Origin of the sequence: Streptomyces atratus, assembly GCF_900119365.1 — a bacterium.
GTDB lineage: Bacteria > Actinomycetota > Actinomycetes > Streptomycetales > Streptomycetaceae > Streptomyces > Streptomyces atratus_B.
In genome coordinates, this window is sequence record NZ_FPJO01000002.1 from 433118 (window position 1) to 451477 (window position 18360).

The following is an 18360-nucleotide window of genomic DNA, read 5'->3' on the forward strand; positions in this document are numbered from 1 at the left end:
ACTCCTCGCTCAGACGTGCTAGTGGTGCTCCGGTGTTGCGATGCGGGCCCCGCTCACCCTCGCGGCATGGTGGAACTGCGACTGGCCCAGCCCCAGTCGTCGATTCCGGGCACAACGGAGGGGATCCTCACGCGAGTGGTGTACGTCACTTCGCCGGTCCCGTCGTCGCTGCTGAACTTCGAGTTCTTGTAGCTGCCGAGCCAGTCGCTCATCGCGTCGCGCCCCGCCCGCTCCGAGTCCCCGCGCGGCACGTCCTGGGTGGCGGTACGCGCGGCCGCACGGGCACCGGTGCCCGCCTGGTTGGCGGCGTACGCGGCGACCCCCAGCTGAATCGCGAAGAGGCCCACCAGGAGCAGCAGCGGGATGAAGCCCATGTACTCGATGGCGACCTGGCCGCGGTCCCGGCGGTTCGCGGCGGCCTTCCGGCCCGGTGTGTGTACGCGCATGCTCATCGCTCGGCCTCCAGCGGCGACGCGGCGTTGCCCTCGATGGTCATCGGCCAGTTGAGTACTCCGGGCACCAGGACCGGCACCCGCAGCTTCACGGTGGCCTTGTACAGCGCGCCGGAGCTCTCGCACTTCGTCCGCTTCATGGACTTCCGCCAGACCGTCGGCAGGTCCTCCTTGGCCGCGTCCCGGCACGCCTGTCCGCGCGTGCCCTGCGCGATGGCGCCCTTGTGTGCCGCCTGGTCCGCCGAGTTCCCCGCCAGGGAGAACGTGTAGCCGATCAGCGCGCACTGCCAGAGCGCGATCAGCAGCAGGATGATCAGCGGTGTGACGCCCAGGAACTCGATCGCGGTCTGGCCGCGGTCTCGCCCGCGGCCGAGGAGGCGGGCGCGCATCCCGTCCCCGACCGGGGCGGCGTCACCATAACGCCTTCCCCGTATCTCCGTGTCTTTCGTCTCGGTAAGTGCCATTGGTCAACTTGCCCCCTAGGTCGTCGGCCGTTTCCTGGAGTCGCCGTCGCGGTCGCGTCGGCGCCCGATCGAGCCTCGGTCGTTCTTGAACTTCGCGCCGGTCTTCGCGCCGTTCTTCTCCTTCTCAGGAACCTTGACGATGCCGAGCTCGCCCGCAAGGGCCCAGAGGGCCTGTTTGACCGTGCTCTTGGAGTCGAGTTCGTGCAGCCGGCCGGCGTCGACGACGGCCTGGAGTTCCTTGAAGTTCGCCGGAATCGCGGTGTTGGCCGTGCTGGTGCCGGTGATCTTCTCGATCAGCTGCGGCTGGATCTCGGTGTTGCGGATGAAGCGGTTGACGACGGTGACCGTCTCCTCCGCCTTGCGGATCTGGAGCCGGTCCCACATCCGTACGACACGCTTGGCTCCGCGCACCGCGATCACATCGGGTGTGGTGACCAGCAGTGCCGTGTCGGCCATCTCGATGGCCGCCGCGCTGGCGCCCTGGAGCTGGCTGCCGCAGTCGACGATCAGGACCTCGTAGCGCGAGCGCATGGCGCTGACGATCTGCCGGGCCGAGCGGTCGCTGACCTCCTCGGCGCTCTCGCCCTCGCTGGGTGCCAGGAGCAGCGCCAGACCGGTGCCGTGGCTGAACACGGCGTCGGACAGGACGCGCGGCGAGATGTCGGTGATCGACGACAGGTCGACGATGGAACGCCGGAACTGCACATCGAGGTACGAGCCGATGTCACCGGCCTGGAGGTCCATGTCGACCAGGGCGACAGTGCGCCCGGACGCCTGGGCCGCCAGGGCCAGTTGTACGGCGGTGACGGTGGTCCCGACGCCGCCCTTGGCGCCGCTGACGCTGATGACCGTACCGCCGGGACCGGTGAAGACATCGGCCCCGGTGGTCAGGTGGCGTCGGACTCCGACGGACCATTGGGCCGCGGATTGAACCCTGCTGGCCAATTCCTCATAGCTCAGGGGGAGGGTGACGACACCACGCGCACCCGACTCCATCGCGGACGAGAACAGACCGGGGGTGACATCGGCGGTGATCAGCACGACCCCGATGGCGGGGAAGCGCAGGGAGACCTCCCGGATCAGTTCCAGGGCCGGCACCGGTCCGATCCGCTCGTGGACCAGCACGACCTCGGGCAGATCGTCGAGCGACTCGCCCGCGAGGCGGGCGAGGGTGTCGATGAGCTGGGTCGAGTCGCTGACCGGAGCGGCCGGCTCCGCGTCGGGGAGCTGGCTGAGCAGGGTGGTGACGGATCTGGCCGCGTCGACGTCACCGACGGCCGGGAGGATCCTCGTGGTCATTCGATCCTCACTTGTCCTTGTCGAGCGTGTAGGTGCGGTCGCCCGGACGGATGGTGCTGTCGCTGCCGGAGGCAAGGAGCGCGAGGCGTACGTGCGCCGCGAAGGACTCGGCGTAGGCGATGCGCTGGGTGTCGAGCGTGTTGAGCGCGAAGGTGATCGGGACAGCCTCGGTACCCATGTTTGACTTGCCGTCGTTGCTGGGCTCCAGGGCGGTCAGCTTGCCGACGTCCAGCACCTTGGCGTTGGAGACGATGACCTTCGACTGGGACGGTTCCCCGTCCTTCTCACTCTCGAAGGTGGCGTAGATGTTGACCGTGGCGCCGGGGGTGATCTTGCCCGCGACACCGGTCGCTGCGTCGATCATGATGGCGATCTCCTGCTCCCCGGGCTGCAGTTCGGGACGCCGCTGCATCATGTCGGACTGGAGCAGCGAACCCTTGCGCAGCTGGGTGACGGCGATCTTGCCGTTCACCTCGGAGAGATCGGTGACCGCGTTGGTGGAGAGCCAGCGCTTGGGCATCGAGATCTTCTCGAACTGCCCGGAGGACAGGGCGGTATAGGGGGCTACGTCGGACTTCAGCTGGTAGGCCGAGACCTCCGGCCCGACCTTGGAGTTGACATCGCTGATCACCGAGAGCACGCCGGCGAAGGCGCCGAAGGCGCACAGAACCGACAAAAGCAGGAGTATCACGCCGCGGCGCTGACGGGAGTTCATGGGCCGGACAACCTCGTTCGATTCGGATGCTTGGGGCAGCGGACAGAAGGGCGTCTACGGAGGAAAGCGGAAGCGCTAGGACTGCGGTGGTGCGAGCGCTCCATGGCTGAGGACACCGGCGGAGTGCATTCGGTTCTCGGCCGCGGGTAGCGGGGAGGAGCAGAACCCGCAGCGGTCACCGATGAGTTCCATTCGGCACCAGCGGCAGTTCTCACGGCGTACGGAGGCCACCAATTGGTACAGGACGGAGATGTCTGGCAGGTAGGCGGCGAATTCCACCAGTTTTCCGGTTCCCCACCATGCCGGGGATTCGGACGGAAGTGCGGACTCATGAATGGACTGGACCTGCCACGCGGGTGCGAGGGTCTCCTTCACCCACTCCGACTGGGACTGCCCCTTGGCGGTCATCAGATGGGTGCCGAATTCCGGACCGGTCGGCGGGTCGGCCTTCGGGCCGACCCTGACGAGCTGCGGTTCGGGCCCCGCGACCACGGCGAACTGCGAACCGGGCACCCAGGACTTCGCATGGGTCCTGAGGTCGACCGGGACCCGGTCGAACTTGGTGACGGAGTGGAGCAGGGCGCCCGCGTGGATGTAGTGCGTCAGCAGCCGGGCGGCGGAGGCGACCACTCCCGGGCTGAAGTCACAGATGGACAACTGGCGCAGCTGCCTGACGAGTACGGCGACGCCCAGCGGCGGGAGGTCCACCTTGACCAGGGCGATGCGGTCGCTCTCCAGGACCGAGCGCACGGAGTAGAGCCGGCGCTCGTGCGCGGGCGAGATGCCGGACGGGTAGACGGCGACTACATAGCCGTGCTGTTCGAGCAGCACGTGCATGTCACCGATGGCCAGCTCCAGCGCCTGGGCATCGGGTGCCTGCAGCAGGGCGGCTGTCGGTGTCTGCTGATCGGTCGGAGGTAGTACCAAGTCAGCACTGGTCACTGCTATTGCGGTCGGCACGCTGTTCCCCGTTTCGGCTCCGGCCGGACGCCGGTCATGACGTCGGCCGCAATCGCTCCTGCTCCGCGGTTCTGCCTCAGCACTTTATCCACGTCTTACCTGGCAGAGAACACTTTTCGGAGGCCAGTCCGACAACATGTGCGAGGCGCCCGCGTTACACCGGAGTGCTAAATCGGATCAAATCGAAAATCGTCAACTTCTGTACAACTGCGGAGGGTTACGGATCCACCTCCCGGCCACCTTGCGCCGGGAAATCATCCGCGCACGTCAGCACGGATGCGGAACCTTGCGCACCGGCCTCGCACCGGGGGCCGGATCGTCACTGTCCGAGCACTCCGCCCCTTCACCCGCACGTGACCCCGAGAGGTCAACAAAACGTCAATTCACAGGCGCGCCGACTGGACTTCGGCGGCCCACGGAGGGCATCGCGGGGCACAAGCGGAGCGCGAACGGACCCATCCGACGGACACGATCACCGCAGGTCTCGCTGCCAGAGGTCTTGACAACTCGATTGGTCTGGACCAGCTTATCGGCCAACGGTGGCCACCGTTCCTCAACTCCACATCCCCTTTCTTCTCCCCGTCACCTCCCGGACGGTCCGGAGCACCGCCGGTCCCCCGCCGGCTCGTCCCCGGGCACTCCCGGCAGGTATCCCCAACTCCCCCACGGAGGCAGCAAGTGGAACGTTCCCCCCTCAGCGGCCACAGAATCCACGGGCGCCGCCGAATCCGGCTCGGCGCCACCATGGCCGTCCTCGCGGCCGGCGCGCTGACCGCCACAGGTCTCGCCGGAAGCGCCCAGGCCGCCGACATCAACGTCGCCAAGAACGCGGGCTTCGAGTCCGGGCTCGCCAACTGGTCCTGTACGGGCAGCGGCGGCACCACCGTCTCCTCCCCCGTGCACGGTGGCACCGCCGCCCTCAAGGCCACGCCGTCCGGCCAGGACACCGCGCGGTGCAGGCAGACCGTGGCCGTGAAGCCCGGCTCGACGTACACGCTCAGCTCCTGGGTGCAGGGCGGGTACGCGTACCTCGGCGCGAGCGGCACCGGAACCACCGACGTGTCGACCTGGTCCCCCGGCTCCGGCGACTGGACGCAGCTCACCACCACCTTCAAGACCGGCCCGAACACCACCTCGGTCGACGTCTACACGCACGGCTGGTACGGGCAGTCCGCCTATCTGGTGGACGACGTCTCGGTCAACGGCCCCGACGGCGGGGGCGGCACCGACCCGGAGCCGACCATCCCGTCCGCCCCGGCCGGGCTCGCGGTCGGCGCGACCACCTCCTCCTCCGTGGCCCTGTCCTGGAACGCGGTGTCCGGCGCGACCGGCTACACCGTCTACCGGGACGGTCAGAAGGCGACCACGACCACCGGGAACTCGGCGACGGTCACGGGGCTGGCCGCCGACACGGCGTACCAGTTCGCGGTGACCGCCACCAACGCGGCCGGCGAGTCCGTCAAGTCGACGACGGTCAGCGGCCGTACGGCCAAGGAGAGCGGCGGCAACCCCAACCCCGGCACCTCCGTCCCCAAGCACGCGGTGACCGGCTACTGGCAGAATTTCAAAAACGGCGCGACCGTGCAGAAGCTCAGCGACGTACCCGCGAACTACGACATCATCGCGGTCTCCTTCGCCGACGCCACGAGCACGCCGGGCGCCGTCACCTTCAACCTGGACACGGCGGGCCTGAACGGCTACACCGTCGACCGGTTCAAGGCCGACATCAAGGCGAAGCAGGCGGCCGGGAAGAACGTCATCATCTCGGTCGGCGGCGAGAAGGGCTCCATCTCGGTCAACAGCGACGCCTCCGCGACCAACTTCGCGAACTCGGTCCACTCGCTCATCCAGGAGTACGGCTTCAACGGTGTCGACATCGACCTGGAGAACGGCCTCAACTCCACGTACATGACGAAGGCGCTGCGCTCGCTGTCGCAGAAGGCGGGCTCGGGCCTCGTCATCACGATGGCCCCGCAGACCATCGACATGCAGTCCACGGGGAGCGAGTACTTCAAGACGGCACTCGGCATCAAGGACATCCTGACCGTCGTCAACACGCAGTACTACAACAGCGGTTCGATGCTCGGCTGCGACGGCAAGGTCTACTCGCAGGGCTCGGTGGACTTCCTCACCGCGCTCGCCTGCATTCAGCTGGAGGGCGGCCTCGACCCGTCCCAGGTCGGCCTCGGGGTGCCCGCCTCCACGAGCGGCGCGGGCGGCGGCTATGTCTCGCCCTCGGTCGTGAACGCGGCCCTGGACTGCCTGGCCTCCGGCACCGACTGCGGCACGTTCAAGCCCTCGAAGACGTACCCCGGCATCCGGGGCGCGATGACCTGGTCGACCAACTGGGACGCCAAGTCGGGCAACGCCTGGTCGAACGCGGTGGCGCCGCACGTGCACGGCCTGCCGTAACCGACGGCCGGTGGGTGACCGGCAGCCGGTACATGACGAACGGCCGGTACGCACACGGCACCCTGCCGTGACGGTGGTGCTGTCCTGCAACTCGTCGACCGTCCCCCGGGCCGGCCAGTCGATCCTCCGGATCACCGGGTACTACCGGGCGCCCTCGGCCGGCACCGACTGGACCTGCCCGGCCGGGCGCGGGGAGCGGTTCTGGTACTGGCAGGTGAACAACGGCCGGAGCATCATCTGCGCCTCGGCGGCCTGACCGGACGCGGCTCGACGTCCCCATGGGGTGGAGCGCCGTGCCGTGTGCGGTGGTGCGGTGGAACGGTGCGGCAAGTGGATCAGCTGGTTCAGCCGAGCACCGCGAGCGCGTCGATCTCGATCAGCAGGCCCTTGGGGAGGCCGACGTAGACCGTCGTACGGGCGGCGGGGGCCGCCTTGAGGTTCTGCTCGGCGAAGTAGGAGTTGTAGATCTCGTTCATCTCGGCGAAGTGGTCCACGTCCGTGAGGTAGACGCGCATCATCATCACGTCGTCCCAGCTCGCGCCGCCCTCCTCCAGGATCGCCTTGACGTTGGCGAAGGTCTGGAGGGTCTGCTCGCGCAGTGTCGGACCGGCGGGGGTCGGGGCCCGGCCCTCGACGGCGGGCAGGAAGCCGACCTGGCCGGCGACCTGGAGGATGTTCCCCTTCTTCACCCCGTGCGAGAACTTCGCGGGGGGCGTGGTGTGGGTGCTCGGGGTGAGGGCGATCTTCTCGGTCATGGCTGTTCAGGCTTTCCTGGGTCGGGTGGTGCCGGAGTACTCCCGGCTGATGGAGTCGGCGGTACGGCGCACCAGCGGGAGCAGGGTGAGGAGTTCCTCGGCCGTGACGACGACATTGGGCGCGGAGACCGACATCGCGGCGACGACCCGCCCGTCCGCCCCTCGGACGGGGGCGCCGACGCAGTTGATGGACTCCTCGTGGCCGCCGAGGTCGGTGGCCCAGCCCTGTTCGCGGACGACGGTGAGCTCCTTGAGGAAGGCACCGGCGTTCGGGGTCGAACGGGACGTGTACATGGGGTAGTCGAGCTTCTCGGCGACGGCGCGCCGCTCGGGCTCGGAGAGGTCGGCGAGGAGCAGCTTCGCGACGGCGGCGACGGTGATCGCGACGGGCTTGCCGATCCGCGAGTACATCCTGACCGGGTAGCGGCTCTCGACCTTGTCGATGTAGAGGACCTCCTGTTCCTCGTACACCGCGAGATGCACGGTGTGACCGCAGCTCTCGTTGAGTTCGACGAGGTGGGGGTGGGCGATCTCCCGTACGTCGAGGTTCTCGACGGCCTCCTGCGCGAGGGCGAAGAGGCGGGCGCCGAGGCGGTAGCGCTGGTCCTGCTGGCGGTAGACGAGTCCGTGCTCGTGGAGCGTACGGAGCAGGCGCAGCGCCGTGGACTTGTGGACACCGAGCCGCTCGGCGACCTGGCCGAGGTCGGCGGGTCCCTGGGCGAGCAGAGGCAGGATGCTCAGCGCCCGGTCGACGGTCTGACTCATGTCGTACGTACCTCCTGGTCGTCCCCCGTCCACCCGGGGCCGAGACGAAGTCTCCCCCAGGCGTCGTCGTCCAGTGCGGCAAGGGAGTCGGCGTGCGCGCGGGCCGGTGGAGCGGTGAGGTCGCCGGGGACGGTGAGGACGGCGGCGGCCATGAGGTGGCCGTGCCGGACGCGGTCGCGTACGGGGAGGTCGCGGAGGGTGGCGGAGAGGAACCCGGCGGCGAAGGCGTCGCCGGCGCCGACGGGTGCGACGACGTCCACGCGCAGGGCGGGGACGGTGGTGACGTCACCGGTGCCCGAGAAGACCGTCGCGCCCTCCGCGCCCCGCTTCACGACCAGGACGGACGGCTCCGGCAGCGCCGCCCGGATCGCCTCCGCGCCCGTCACTCCCCATGCCTCCTCCGCCTCGTCCTCGCCGACGAAGACCAGGTCGCTGCGGCGGGCCGGTTCGAGGAGCACCTCGGGGGACGCGTCGGCGTCGCGCCACAGGCCGGGCCGGTGGTTGACGTCGAAGGAGATCAGCGGGCGGCCGGGCCGGGGCGCGGTCAGGTCGTGGAGCAGGTCCAGGCAGTCGGCGGAGAGCGCCGCGGTGATGCCGGACAGGTGCAGGACCCGGGTCGCGGGCAGCGTCTCGTACGGGATGTTCCGGGGCGACATCGCGGAGGCGGCGGAGCCGGCCCGGTAGTAGGCGACCTCGTGCACATCGGTGGCCCGGTCGGTGGCGGTGCGGAAGTAGATCCCGGTGGGCCGCGAGGGGTCGCGCCGCACTCCGGAGGTGTCGACCCCGTATCCGGCGATCGCCTCGACGAGGTGGTCGCCGAAGCCGTCGGCGCCGACCCGGCTGACCCAGGCCGTCCGGTGTCCGACGGCGGCCAGCGCGCAGGCGACATTGGACTCGGCGCCGCCGATGCCACGGCCGAAGGAGGGTACGTCGGCGAGGCGTCCGGGCTGCGACGGCAGGAACGTCACCATGGACTCGCCGAGGCACACGACTTCGGCGGCCGTGGCGGCGTCGGTGGTCCTGGCCGGGGTTCCGGACACTCGGGGCTCCTCGCGGGTTCGGTGATGCGGTTCGGGGCGCGGCGGGGGGTGCACGCCATTGACCCGGCGTCGGCTCGGATGTTAGACAGCGTCAAGCGATATACGCAATGGGTGTTGCGCACGATGCAACGACGACTTCGATCGAGGAGGCCCCCTTGGCCGCCGACCGTCCTGTGTCCGGACTCGCCGACGAGCCGGTCGACCACCGCTTCAAGGCGCTCCCGCCCGACGCGGAGGGCCTGACCGTCGGCGCCCTCGCCGCCGAGCGGCGCAACCTCTTCACGGGCGGCTTCACCACCCCGGTGCTCGCCCTGTCCGCCGAGTCGGTCGAGCACAACCTCGCCCTCCTGGAGACGTACTCGGAGCGCCACGGGCTCGCGTTCGCCCCGCACGGCAAGACCTCCATGTCCCCGCAGCTCTTCGCCCGCCAGCTGGAGCACGGCGCCTGGGGCATCACCGCGGCCGTGCCGCACCAGGCGCGGGTCTACCGAGCGTACGGAATCCGGCGGATCTTCCTCGCCAACGAGCTCGTCGACGCCGCGGCCCTGCGCTGGCTCGCCGCCGAGCTGGACTCCGACCCGGAGTTCCGCTTCGTCTGCTACGTCGACTCGGTGCGCGGCGTGGAGCTGATGGACGAGGCGCTGCGCGCGGCGGGCGCCTCCCGCCCCGTCGACGTCGTGGTGGAACTGGGCGCGGGCGAGGGTGCGCGCACCGGTGTCCGCACCGAGGCCGAGTGCGCGGCGGTGGCCGACGCGGTGGCGGCGACCGGGACCCTGCGCCTGGTGGGCGTGGCCGGTTACGAGGGCGAGGTGCCGGAGGCGTCCGGCGAGCGGGTACGGGACTGGCTGCGCCGGCTCGTCGCGCTGGCCGTCGGCTTCGACCGCGCGGGGCGCTTCGCGGCCGGCGAGGAGATCCTGATCAGTGCGGGCGGCAGCGCGTGGTTCGACGCGGTGGCGGACGTGTTCGCACAGATCCCGGAGCTGTCCGCGCCGGTCCTGAAGCTGCTGCGCTCGGGCGCCTATGTCTCGCACGACGACGGTCACTACCGCCATCTGACCCCGTTCAACCGGGTGCCGGAGGAGGGGGTTCTGCAGCCCGCCTTCCGGCTGTGGGCGCAGGTCGTGTCACGCCCGACGGCCGAGCAGGCCTTCCTCAACGCGGGCAAGCGGGACGCGGCGTACGACCTCGACCTTCCCGAGGCGCAGGTCGTGCGGTCCGGCCGGGACGGCACGGTCCGGCCCGCGGCGGGTGTCTCGGTGACCGGTCTGTCGGACCAGCACACCTGGGTGCGTACGGAGCCGGGTGCGGAGCTGGAGGTCGGCGACTGGGTGGGAATGGGCCTGTCGCATCCGTGCACCAGCTTCGACAAGTGGCAGCTGATTCCGCTGGTCGCGGCGGACGGGACGGTCACGGACTACATCCGTACGTTCTTCTGATGCCTGTGGGGGAGCTGCCCTGCGGGGCTGCTCCCCTGCCCCGCCCCTTCCCGTAACCGGGGGCTCCTCCCCCGGACCCCCCGCTCCTCAATCGCCGGAGGGGCTCGAACTGCCTATCGGCCACCGGAGGGGCTTGAAGTGGAGCCCCTCATGGACCTGGTCATCCGTAACGCCCACGTCGTCGACGGCACCGGCGCCCCCCGCCACCGTGCCGATGTGGCCATCACCGACGGCCGGATCGCCGAGATCCACCCCGAGGACTCCTCCGGCCCGCGCCCCTGTGCCCCCCGCACGCTCGACGCCGGTCGGGGCGTCGTCCTGGGTGAGGCTGCGCCGCCAGTAACCGCTGAACTGCACGGCCGCCCGGGGCAGCCCGCGCTCCTCGACCAGATGGCGGCGCAGGGCCCGTACCGCCCCCGCCTCACCGGCCAGCCACGCGGCCCCGGACCCGTCGGGCAGCCGGGCCGCCCGCACCGCGTCCGCCAACGACCCGCCCCGGTCGCGGTGCACCCAGTGGACGGTCACGTCGCCGGGCGAGCCGAGCGGCTGCTCCTCCGCCACGTCGGCGACCTCGGCGCAGACGAGCGCCCGCGCCCCGGCCGGCAGGGACTCCAGCAGGGTCGCGACGGCGGGGAGCGCCGTCTCGTCGCCGGCCAGCAGCAGCCAGCCGGCGGCGGGCAGCGGCCGGGCGTACAGCGACGACGGGCCGACCATGCCGAGCACATCACCGGGTCGCGCGGCCCGTCCCCAGCGGGTGGCGGGCCCGTCGTCGCCATGGAGCACGAAGTCGACCGCCATCACGTCCAGCCGACGGTCGTACCCGCGAACGGTGAAGCTCCGCATCAGCGGCCGCTCGGGCTCGGGGATCGCGAGGTACGCCTCGTACCACCGCATGCCGTACGTGTCGTCGGCGTCCGGCTCCGGCAGCCGGGGCACCGCCTGCCCCGCCCGGGGGAAGCAGAGCTTCATCTGCTGGTCGGGCCGGTCCTCCATGAGCCCCGCCAGTGCGTCACCGGCAAAGGTGACACGCGCCGTCCGCGGAGTGATCCGCTCCACGCCGACGACCCGCACATACGAAACGGCCAACGCCTGACCCATCGCGGCTCCCGCCCTCTCCGACTGATAGCTTACGTCGTAAGGAATTATCCGGGCGAAGTTACTTTACGACGTAAGGAGTCGCAAGTGGTGGTCTTTGCCGGACAGGGCGACGCCCGCCGTTCGATGTCCCTGCTCTGGCGTTCCGACCGGCCGGAGCAGCAGGACCGGCGCCCCGGTCCCGGCCCCCGGCCGGGGCTGAGCGTCGACGCGATCGTGACCGCCGCCGTCGCCGTCGCGGACGAGGACGGCATGGCCGCGCTGTCGATGCGCGCGGTGGGCGAGCGGCTCGGCCGCACCGCGATGGCGCTCTACACCTACGTCCCGAGCAAGAGCGAGCTGCTGGACCTGATGTACGACGCGGTCCACGCCGAGCTGCCCATGGAGTACGACGACACCGGCGACTGGCGTGCGGGGCTGACCGACTGGGCGCGGGACACACTGGAGTTCCAACTCCGCCACCCCTGGGTGCTCCAGGTCTCGCAGGCCCGCCCGGTCCTCGGCCCGCACGAGTACGCGGGACTGGACACCCTCGTACACCTGCTGAGAACGACCGGGCTCGAAGCGCGGCTGCTGCGGCGGCTGGTCGGCACGCTGTCCCACTTCGTCCGCGGCTGCGCCGGCACGGTCGCCGAGGCCCGGCAGGCCGCGGCGGCGACGGGCGAGTCGGACGAGGAGTGGTGGTTCGCCCGCTCGGCACTGCTGGGCGAGGTGGCCCCGGACTTCGCGGAGCGCTATCCGGACCTGATGGCGATGGAGACCGGTTCCGCCCCGCAGCCACCGGCCCCGGCCCCCGCGCCCGGCGAGGAGGCGGTGCCGTACCCGGAGCGGGAGGCGAGGGAGACGTTCGACGTGGGACTCGGGGTGCTGCTGGACGGGATCGAGGCGGCGATCGGACGCACGGCGACCCCGTGAACCGCGAATCGCCGCCGCGGCACCCGGTGGCGGGCATCGCGGCGGCGACGGGACTCTCACACGGTCACGGCTTGGGCAGCGCACACCCCGCACGGTCGAGGTCGAACTTGTTGCCGGTGCCGATGCACGGCACGATGCCGTACGTCTCCTGGGCGTAGTTGATGCCCTCGCGCACCGTCACATTGCCGTTCTCGTCGACCTCGCACGGGTTGTTGTCCGTGCACTCCTGGCCGTCCTCGTTGCCGGTGTTGTTGACGGCGACGACCTTGCCGGTCGCGTTGTCGATCACCGGGGAGCCGGACGTACCGCCGATGGTCCGGCAGGCGGAGGTGTAGCGGACCGAGTCCTTCCAGGTCCACTCCCCTTCCTTGAGGCGGTAGACGAAGCCGTCGACGTTGCAGGCGTACGTGCGCTTCCAGTACCCGGACACGACGGTGATCGCGGTGCCCTGGACCGGGTGCGCGGTGTTGAGCTCCAGCGCCTTGATGCCGTACTTGCTCTCGATCTGGGCGTAGGTGCTGGTGAGTTCGTACACCGATATGTCGGTGTCGGTCATCGTCCCGTACGCGATCTTGCTCGCCCGCAGGGTGCCGACACCGCTGCCCGAGGCGTTCAGCAGGGTGAAGCCACGGGTGGACGGCTGGTCGAACACGACCTCACCGGGGCCCGGGAATCCCGTCTCCATGCAGTGCCCGTTGGAGAGCACGAGCGCGGGGTCGCCGGGCTGGGAGTCCGGGGTGCGGACGACGGAGCCGGAACAGTTGCTGAGCGCCACGGTCCCGGCGAAGTTGACCGCCTTCGGCCTGACCTTCTCCTTGACCGCGGCGGGCGCCGCCGCTTCGTGGCCGGTTGCCGCGGTTGCGGGCGCGACACCTGCCCCGAGGAGCAGGACGGCGAACAGCGCACCGACGAGAGGCTTCTTCATGTGGGGGTCCCCTCAAGTAGCCAGGACAGGGCCCCGATGGCCCCGTCCACCGAAGTTTCCTTCGGATTTGACATGCGCATGTTGGCGCACTGAAGGGACCCCCACAAGGGGCGGTTTCAAGCCGTCGGCCTCAGGCGGTGGTCGGCTCCACCGGGATCCAGAGCTCCGCATCGCCCTGCGCACCGTCCTCCGAGACCCGGACGCGCAGGATCTCGGGCCCCGGCCTGCTCCGGTACGGACTGGACGGGAACCACTGGGTGAACACGTCCCGCCACAGGTACTGGAGCGCCTCCGGGAAGGGCCCGGAATTCTCGAAGACGGCCCATGTGCCGGCCGCGACCACCAGCACGTCCAGGTCGTCCGGAGCGTCCGCACCGGTCACCACGGCGTGGTAGTAGTCGAGTTCGGTCCCCTCCGCACGGCTCTCCGCGAGGTTGTCGCTGACCTGGACGATGCCCTCCGGCTGCTGGTCGGACAGCGCGGCGATGCGCGCCACGGTCTCCTTGTCGATGCCCCGGACGAACTCGGCGATGGCCGGGTTGGCCCCCTCGTGCACAAGAGGAACCCGCGCCCTCCTGCCGACCACCCGGAACTCGTCCTTCGTCACGATCCGGTACTCCATGCTGCTGCTCCCTTCGACCACGAGACGGAAGGACATCCGGGGCTGCGACCGCAGAACCGCACCGGCCCGCCGGGCCTCGCCGGGACCGACGCCGTGCATGGCACGGAACGCCCGCGCGAACGCCTCCCCCGAGGAGTAGCCGTGGCGCACGGCGACCTCCAGCAACGTCCGCTCCCCGTGCAGCACTTCGGCGCCCGCGAGCGTCAGCCGCCTGCGCCGTACGTACTCCGACAGCGGCATCCCGGCCAGCGCCGAGAACATCCGCCGGAAGTGGTACTCCGACGTCATGGCGATCCGGGCCAGCTCGGCCGCCTCGATCCGCTGACCGAGACGGCCCTCGATGTACTCCATGGCCTGGTTCAGCTTCTCCAGCACCCCGGCCTCCTTCCCTTACGAGCACCCACGCTAGGAACCGCGCACCCCCGCGGGCCCGACATCCTGTGCCCGGTGCGGTCGGGTCGGGCGCGGCGGTGCGCCGAAGCGGGCCAGGCAGTGCCAGACCTTCTTCAGCGCCTGGGGATCGTGGCGGCCGGAGCGGGCGGCGTCACCGATGATCCGCGGATCGAGGAGGCCGTCCTCGGCGATCTCGGCGCCGAGTTCGACGAACTCCGCTCCCCGGTAGCCGGGATGGCGCCGCAACTGCTCGACGGTCAGCCGGAATCCCGCGTGCCACTCAGTCCGGCAGGGAAGCCGGCGGGCCGCCTCCTCGACCGGGGTGGACCGGTAGCAGGGGTCGAGCACCAGGGCCTCCACATGGCGGCCGAGGACGACCGGGCCGTGGATCTGCGCCTCGACGTAGTCGTCGAGCGCGTCCCGCTCGTCGGCTTCGGCCAGCTCGATGAGATGCATCCCGGACGCGACACCGAAGTCCACCGGCTCGGCCGCGCTGTCCGGGTAGCAGAATGTGGCGCGCGGGAGGGTGTCCGCGGTCAGCCGGAAATACGCGGAGCCGAACCTGGGGGCGGCCCCGACGGTGGAGTCACGGAAGTTCAACGCCCCGTAGACCGGCCGCTGTTCGCCGGGCACCCCGTCGTAGGCGCCGTCGAAGATCCGGCTCTCCCAACGCCATCTGTCCCCGCCCGGGTATGCCGTGAGACCGCCGTTGCTCGTGCCGGTCACGAACTGGGAGCGGTAGACACCGTCCTGTGCCAGAGCGACCAGAGCCGGTCTGCCCGCCGCCTCGCGGTCGGGATGGAAGTTCAGCGTCAGCCGCAGCGAGGCGTCGACCGGCCGGCCCGACGAGAGGGACGCGACATGACCGAGTGCCCGGCCCTGAGGGGACGGGCCGGTGTGCGGTGATGTGGTGGTGTCGCGCATCAGGGTCTCGCGGCCTGGGCGTAGTGGTCGGCGAGCGAGGCGTCGCCCGTCACCACCTCCACCCGCGTCAGCCCGGCCCTGCGGGCCGGCTCCCGGGCCGGTGCGGTGTTTCCGGGGTCCAGCTCCACCAGCCGGGCCCGGACGCCGTCGCGCCGGGAGTGGTCCGCCAGTACGTCGATGAGGTCACGGCCCCGGACGGCCCGCAGCCGCCGCGCCAGCCATGAATCGGGGATGCCGTACGCGTCGTGCCAGGCCCGCCAGTCCATGGCGGGGACCCTACGACGGGGTGCCGGGCACGTCATGCGAGTTCTGCCGGGGCCGTCGCCCCCGTGCGGCGGGACCGGCCGCCACAGGGCTACGCGGCCTCCGTCGCGGCCGCTTCCCTGGACAGCCGCACCGCCTGGCGCAGGCTCAGGCCCGGCTCGGCCCTGCGCAGTGCCTTGACCGCCGCGACCGCGTCGAGCGGACCCTGGTGACCGCCCGCCCTGATCCGGCGCCCCGCCCAGCGGCCCCGCACCTCGGCGTCCGGTGCGCCGGCCGCGCCGGCGACCACGGCGAGGGCCCGCTCCAGGCCGGGGCGTTCCTCCGCGCCCGCCGACTCCAGCGCCTGCCGGAGCACCGCACCGATGGCTTCCGCGTCGCGCACCACGACCACGGCCATATCCTGCTTCCCGTTTCCGATCATGCGGTCATGGTCCCCGGGAGGAGTTGCTCTCTCACCCGGGTTGAGCCACATCTGAGGTACGGAGGAGGCACCGGGGTCCCGAAGACCCCTCCGTTCCGCCTTCCGCACCCGTATGTCCCTCGGTCAGGCCGCGTGAGCTTCGAACCAGAGAGAGCCGAGGTCATGGCCGGGCGTGAGGCGCACATCGGCATCCAGGGCGGCTGCGAGGCTCCTGAGGAGTTCGATCGTCGGCGCTGTACCGCCCTCCTCGATGCACTCGATGTCGTCCTCCTCCATGCCGGTACGTCCGGCCAGCTCGGCCACGCTGCGCCCAAGCGCGGTGCGGCGGTCGTAGAGAGCTTTACCGAAGGCCAGGGCCTCTCGAATGGCAATCCGTTCCGGATCCTCCGTCCGGACACCCGAGGCAATCCAGCGGCTGTGCTGTCCGGCCATCACGCCTTCCTCCCATACGTCGCGGTCACCGGTTCATGATGCGCGCTTTCGCAGACTTTCTGGGCGCGCACGGCATGGTCGATCTGTCCCTGCTCGTGCTGCCTGGTCTTACGGAACACAGTCACGCCCGCACGCCCCGAACGCCTCCCGCGTCGTGGCGCATCTCACCCGTCCGTGTCCTCACGCCCCTGTTCCACCGCATTCGAAGCCCCATCGCCGTCCCCGCCCGGCGTTCCCACGGTGCCGGGCGGTGGGGGCATGGCGATGGAAGACGGGGAGGGTACCCGGGTGGGGCAACCGGAGGGGAAAGGCCGGGCGGTGCGCGGGGGGCGGTCGTAAGCTCCCAGACATGCAGGTCATCCAGTCCACGAAGCTCGCCAACGTCTGTTACGAAATCCGGGGCCCCGTGCTCGAGGAGGCGATGCGGCTGGAAGCGGCCGGTCACCGCATCCTCAAGCTGAACACCGGCAACCCTGCCGCGTTCGGGTTCGAGTGCCCGCCCGAGATTCTCGAGGACATACTGCGCAACCTCTCCGGGGCGCACGGCTACGGCGACGCGAAGGGGCTGCTGTCCGCGCGGCGGGCGGTGATGCAGCACTACCAGACCAAGGGGATCGACCTCGACGTCGAGGACATCTACCTGGGCAACGGTGCCTCCGAGCTGATCCAGATGTCGATGCAGGCGCTGCTCGACGACGGCGACGAGGTTCTCGTACCGGCTCCGGACTATCCGCTGTGGACCGCTTCGGTGTCGCTGGCCGGCGGCACGGCCGTGCACTACCGGTGCGACGAGCAGTCCGACTGGATGCCGGACCTCGCCGACATCGAGCGGAGGATCACCGACCGCACCAAGGCCCTCGTGATCATCAACCCGAACAACCCGACGGGTGCGGTGTACGACGACGAGATGCTGCGCGGGCTGACGGAGATCGCCCGGCGCCACAATCTGGTGGTCTGCTCCGACGAGATCTACGACCGGATCCTGTACGACGGGGCGACCCACACGCCGACCGCGACGATCGCGCCCGATCTGATGGTGCTCACCTTCAACGGGCTCTCCAAGAACTACCGGGTGGCCGGATACCGGTCGGGGTGGCTGGCGGTCTGCGGCCCGAAGGCGCACGCGTCCTCGTACATCGAGGGGCTGACGATCCTCGCCAATATGCGGCTGTGCGCCAATATGCCCTCGCAGCACGCCGTGGCCACCGCGCTGGGCGGGCGGCAGTCGATCGACGACCTGGTACTGCCGGGCGGGCGGATCCTGGAGCAGCGCGACGCGGCCTACGATCTGCTGACGCGGATCCCGGGCGTGACCTGTGTGAAGCCGAAGGGAGCGCTGTATCTCTTCCCGCGCCTCGACCCCAAGGTCTACAAGATCAAGGACGACCGGCAGATGGTGCTCGATCTGCTGCGGGCCGAGAAGATCATGGTCGTGCACGGTACGGGGTTCAACTGGCCGGAGCCCGATCACTTCCGGGTCGTGACGCTGCCGTCGACCGAGGACCTGACGGACGCGGTGAACCGGATCGCGCACTTCCTGGACGGGTACGGCCAGCCCTGATCCCCGCCCGCCGACAATTCCACGGACACCAGAATCGATCGCAGACAACTTTAGACTGAATCCAAGGTAGGATGGTCCCACTGCAACACCAGGAGGCCATCCATGTACGAACCGATCCGCACCAAATCGGTCCACACACCGGCCGACCACGCCGACGACTTCCCGCACCGCTCCCGCGGGGAAGAGCTGGACATCCAGCTCGCCGGGCATCTGGCCGCGCTCCTCGCGGTCACCGACGAGCTGGACCTCGGCGAGGCGGGCGACCGCATCGCCGAGCAGGTCGCCAGGCTGCGCGGCGCGCCGCCCGCCCGGCCCGCCGGCCGGACCGCCGCGCCCGCACCGGCACTGCACCGCCGCGCCCACGCCCTCGCGGGCCGCGCACTGGTGGTGGCCGCGTCCCGCGCCGACACGGCCGTCGCGATCCTCGCGGCCGAGCGCATGGATGCGCACACCGCGGCGCTCGCCGCCGCCCCCGCCGCCCCGCTGGTCGGCGCCCACTGACGGCCCCGG

Annotated in this window: 20 protein-coding genes and 1 pseudogene; 6 read left to right on the forward strand and 15 right to left on the reverse strand. The window is 70.3% G+C overall.

The window, feature by feature from the left end; all coding sequences use genetic code 11:
• Positions 1–53: 53 nt before the first annotated feature.
• From BT364_RS06065 to BT364_RS06085, 5 genes are all read right to left on the reverse strand, one after another.
• Positions 54–452 (reverse strand): TadE family protein, encoded by a 399-nt coding sequence (locus tag BT364_RS06065; RefSeq protein WP_371268199.1) that lies wholly within the window; start codon positions 450–452, stop codon positions 54–56.
• The gene (locus tag BT364_RS06070) at positions 449–916 is read right to left on the reverse strand and encodes a TadE/TadG family type IV pilus assembly protein (RefSeq protein ID WP_072484038.1); all 468 of its coding nucleotides are present in this window, start codon (positions 914–916) and stop codon (positions 449–451) included. The genes BT364_RS06065 and BT364_RS06070 overlap by 4 nt, the downstream gene beginning before the upstream one ends.
• A gap of 15 nt (positions 917–931) precedes the next feature.
• Complete coding sequence (locus BT364_RS06075) at positions 932–2215, reverse strand: CpaE/TadZ family protein (protein WP_072484039.1); 1284 nt, start codon at positions 2213–2215, stop codon at positions 932–934.
• 7 nt (positions 2216–2222) lie between these two features.
• Positions 2223–2930, reverse strand: a complete 708-nt coding sequence (gene cpaB, locus BT364_RS06080; RefSeq protein WP_072484040.1) for a Flp pilus assembly protein CpaB — start codon at positions 2928–2930, stop codon at positions 2223–2225.
• Positions 2931–3005: 75 nt separating this feature from the next.
• Positions 3006–3872 (reverse strand): hypothetical protein, encoded by an 867-nt coding sequence (locus BT364_RS06085; RefSeq protein ID WP_072484041.1) that lies wholly within the window; start codon positions 3870–3872, stop codon positions 3006–3008.
• Positions 3873–4634: 762 nt separating this feature from the next.
• On the opposite strand from BT364_RS06085, the gene BT364_RS06090 reads away from it, so the two are divergent.
• Together BT364_RS06090 and BT364_RS06095 are read left to right on the forward strand one after the other, a co-directional pair.
• On the forward strand, positions 4635–6302 hold the full coding sequence (locus BT364_RS06090; protein WP_072484204.1) for a chitinase: 1668 nt from the start codon (positions 4635–4637) through the stop codon (positions 6300–6302).
• Positions 6303–6369: 67 nt separating this feature from the next.
• On the forward strand, positions 6370–6558 hold the full coding sequence (locus BT364_RS06095) for a hypothetical protein (RefSeq protein ID WP_072484042.1): 189 nt from the start codon (positions 6370–6372) through the stop codon (positions 6556–6558).
• An 88-nt stretch (positions 6559–6646) separates the two neighbouring features.
• Here the strand turns inward: BT364_RS06095 and BT364_RS06100 are convergent, their stop codons facing one another.
• From BT364_RS06100 to BT364_RS06110, 3 genes are read right to left on the reverse strand one after another with little or no spacing between them, the layout of a single operon-like run.
• Positions 6647–7057, reverse strand: coding sequence for a RidA family protein (locus BT364_RS06100; RefSeq protein ID WP_072484043.1), 411 nt, complete (start codon positions 7055–7057; stop codon positions 6647–6649).
• Positions 7058–7063: 6 nt separating this feature from the next.
• On the reverse strand, positions 7064–7822 hold the full coding sequence (locus BT364_RS06105; protein WP_072484044.1) for an IclR family transcriptional regulator: 759 nt from the start codon (positions 7820–7822) through the stop codon (positions 7064–7066).
• Positions 7819–8862, reverse strand: a complete 1044-nt coding sequence (locus tag BT364_RS06110) for a sugar kinase (RefSeq protein WP_072484045.1) — start codon at positions 8860–8862, stop codon at positions 7819–7821. Before BT364_RS06110 ends, BT364_RS06105 begins: the two co-directional genes overlap by 4 nt.
• A gap of 107 nt (positions 8863–8969) precedes the next feature.
• On the opposite strand from BT364_RS06110, the gene BT364_RS06115 reads away from it, so the two are divergent.
• A complete protein-coding gene (locus tag BT364_RS06115) occupies positions 8970–10298 on the forward strand; it encodes an alanine racemase (protein ID WP_079179331.1) in 1329 nt (442 codons plus the stop codon).
• Positions 10299–10601: 303 nt separating this feature from the next.
• Here BT364_RS06115 and BT364_RS06120 read toward each other — a convergent pair.
• A pseudogene (locus BT364_RS06120) lies at positions 10602–11396 on the reverse strand (siderophore-interacting protein); the annotation flags it as partial.
• Between the two features lie 84 nt (positions 11397–11480).
• Here BT364_RS06120 and BT364_RS06125 point away from each other — a divergent pair.
• Positions 11481–12308 (forward strand): TetR/AcrR family transcriptional regulator C-terminal domain-containing protein, encoded by an 828-nt coding sequence (locus BT364_RS06125; RefSeq protein ID WP_072484047.1) that lies wholly within the window; start codon positions 11481–11483, stop codon positions 12306–12308.
• Positions 12309–12372: 64 nt separating this feature from the next.
• On the opposite strand, the gene BT364_RS06130 is transcribed toward BT364_RS06125, so the two are convergent.
• The 6 genes from BT364_RS06130 to BT364_RS06155 form a co-directional block, all read right to left on the reverse strand.
• The gene (locus BT364_RS06130; RefSeq protein ID WP_072484048.1) at positions 12373–13233 is read right to left on the reverse strand and encodes a S1 family peptidase; all 861 of its coding nucleotides are present in this window, start codon (positions 13231–13233) and stop codon (positions 12373–12375) included.
• 130 nt (positions 13234–13363) lie between these two features.
• Complete coding sequence (locus BT364_RS06135; RefSeq protein WP_072484049.1) at positions 13364–14230, reverse strand: AraC family transcriptional regulator; 867 nt, start codon at positions 14228–14230, stop codon at positions 13364–13366.
• A 30-nt stretch (positions 14231–14260) separates the two neighbouring features.
• On the reverse strand, positions 14261–15172 hold the full coding sequence (locus BT364_RS06140) for a DUF3626 domain-containing protein (RefSeq protein WP_072484050.1): 912 nt from the start codon (positions 15170–15172) through the stop codon (positions 14261–14263).
• Positions 15172–15438 (reverse strand): hypothetical protein, encoded by a 267-nt coding sequence (locus BT364_RS06145; protein ID WP_072484051.1) that lies wholly within the window; start codon positions 15436–15438, stop codon positions 15172–15174. The genes BT364_RS06140 and BT364_RS06145 overlap by 1 nt, the downstream gene beginning before the upstream one ends.
• Positions 15439–15527: 89 nt before the next feature.
• A complete protein-coding gene (locus BT364_RS06150) occupies positions 15528–15857 on the reverse strand; it encodes a hypothetical protein (protein WP_072484052.1) in 330 nt (109 codons plus the stop codon).
• A gap of 123 nt (positions 15858–15980) precedes the next feature.
• Positions 15981–16289, reverse strand: coding sequence for a helix-turn-helix domain-containing protein (locus tag BT364_RS06155; protein WP_072484053.1), 309 nt, complete (start codon positions 16287–16289; stop codon positions 15981–15983).
• A 349-nt stretch (positions 16290–16638) separates the two neighbouring features.
• On the opposite strand from BT364_RS06155, the gene BT364_RS06160 reads away from it, so the two are divergent.
• Both BT364_RS06160 and BT364_RS06165 read left to right on the forward strand, forming a co-directional pair.
• On the forward strand, positions 16639–17850 hold the full coding sequence (locus BT364_RS06160; RefSeq protein ID WP_072484054.1) for a pyridoxal phosphate-dependent aminotransferase: 1212 nt from the start codon (positions 16639–16641) through the stop codon (positions 17848–17850).
• 102 nt (positions 17851–17952) lie between these two features.
• Positions 17953–18351, forward strand: coding sequence for an SCO4983 family protein (locus tag BT364_RS06165; protein ID WP_072484055.1), 399 nt, complete (start codon positions 17953–17955; stop codon positions 18349–18351).
• The last annotated feature ends 9 nt before the right edge of the window (positions 18352–18360 follow it).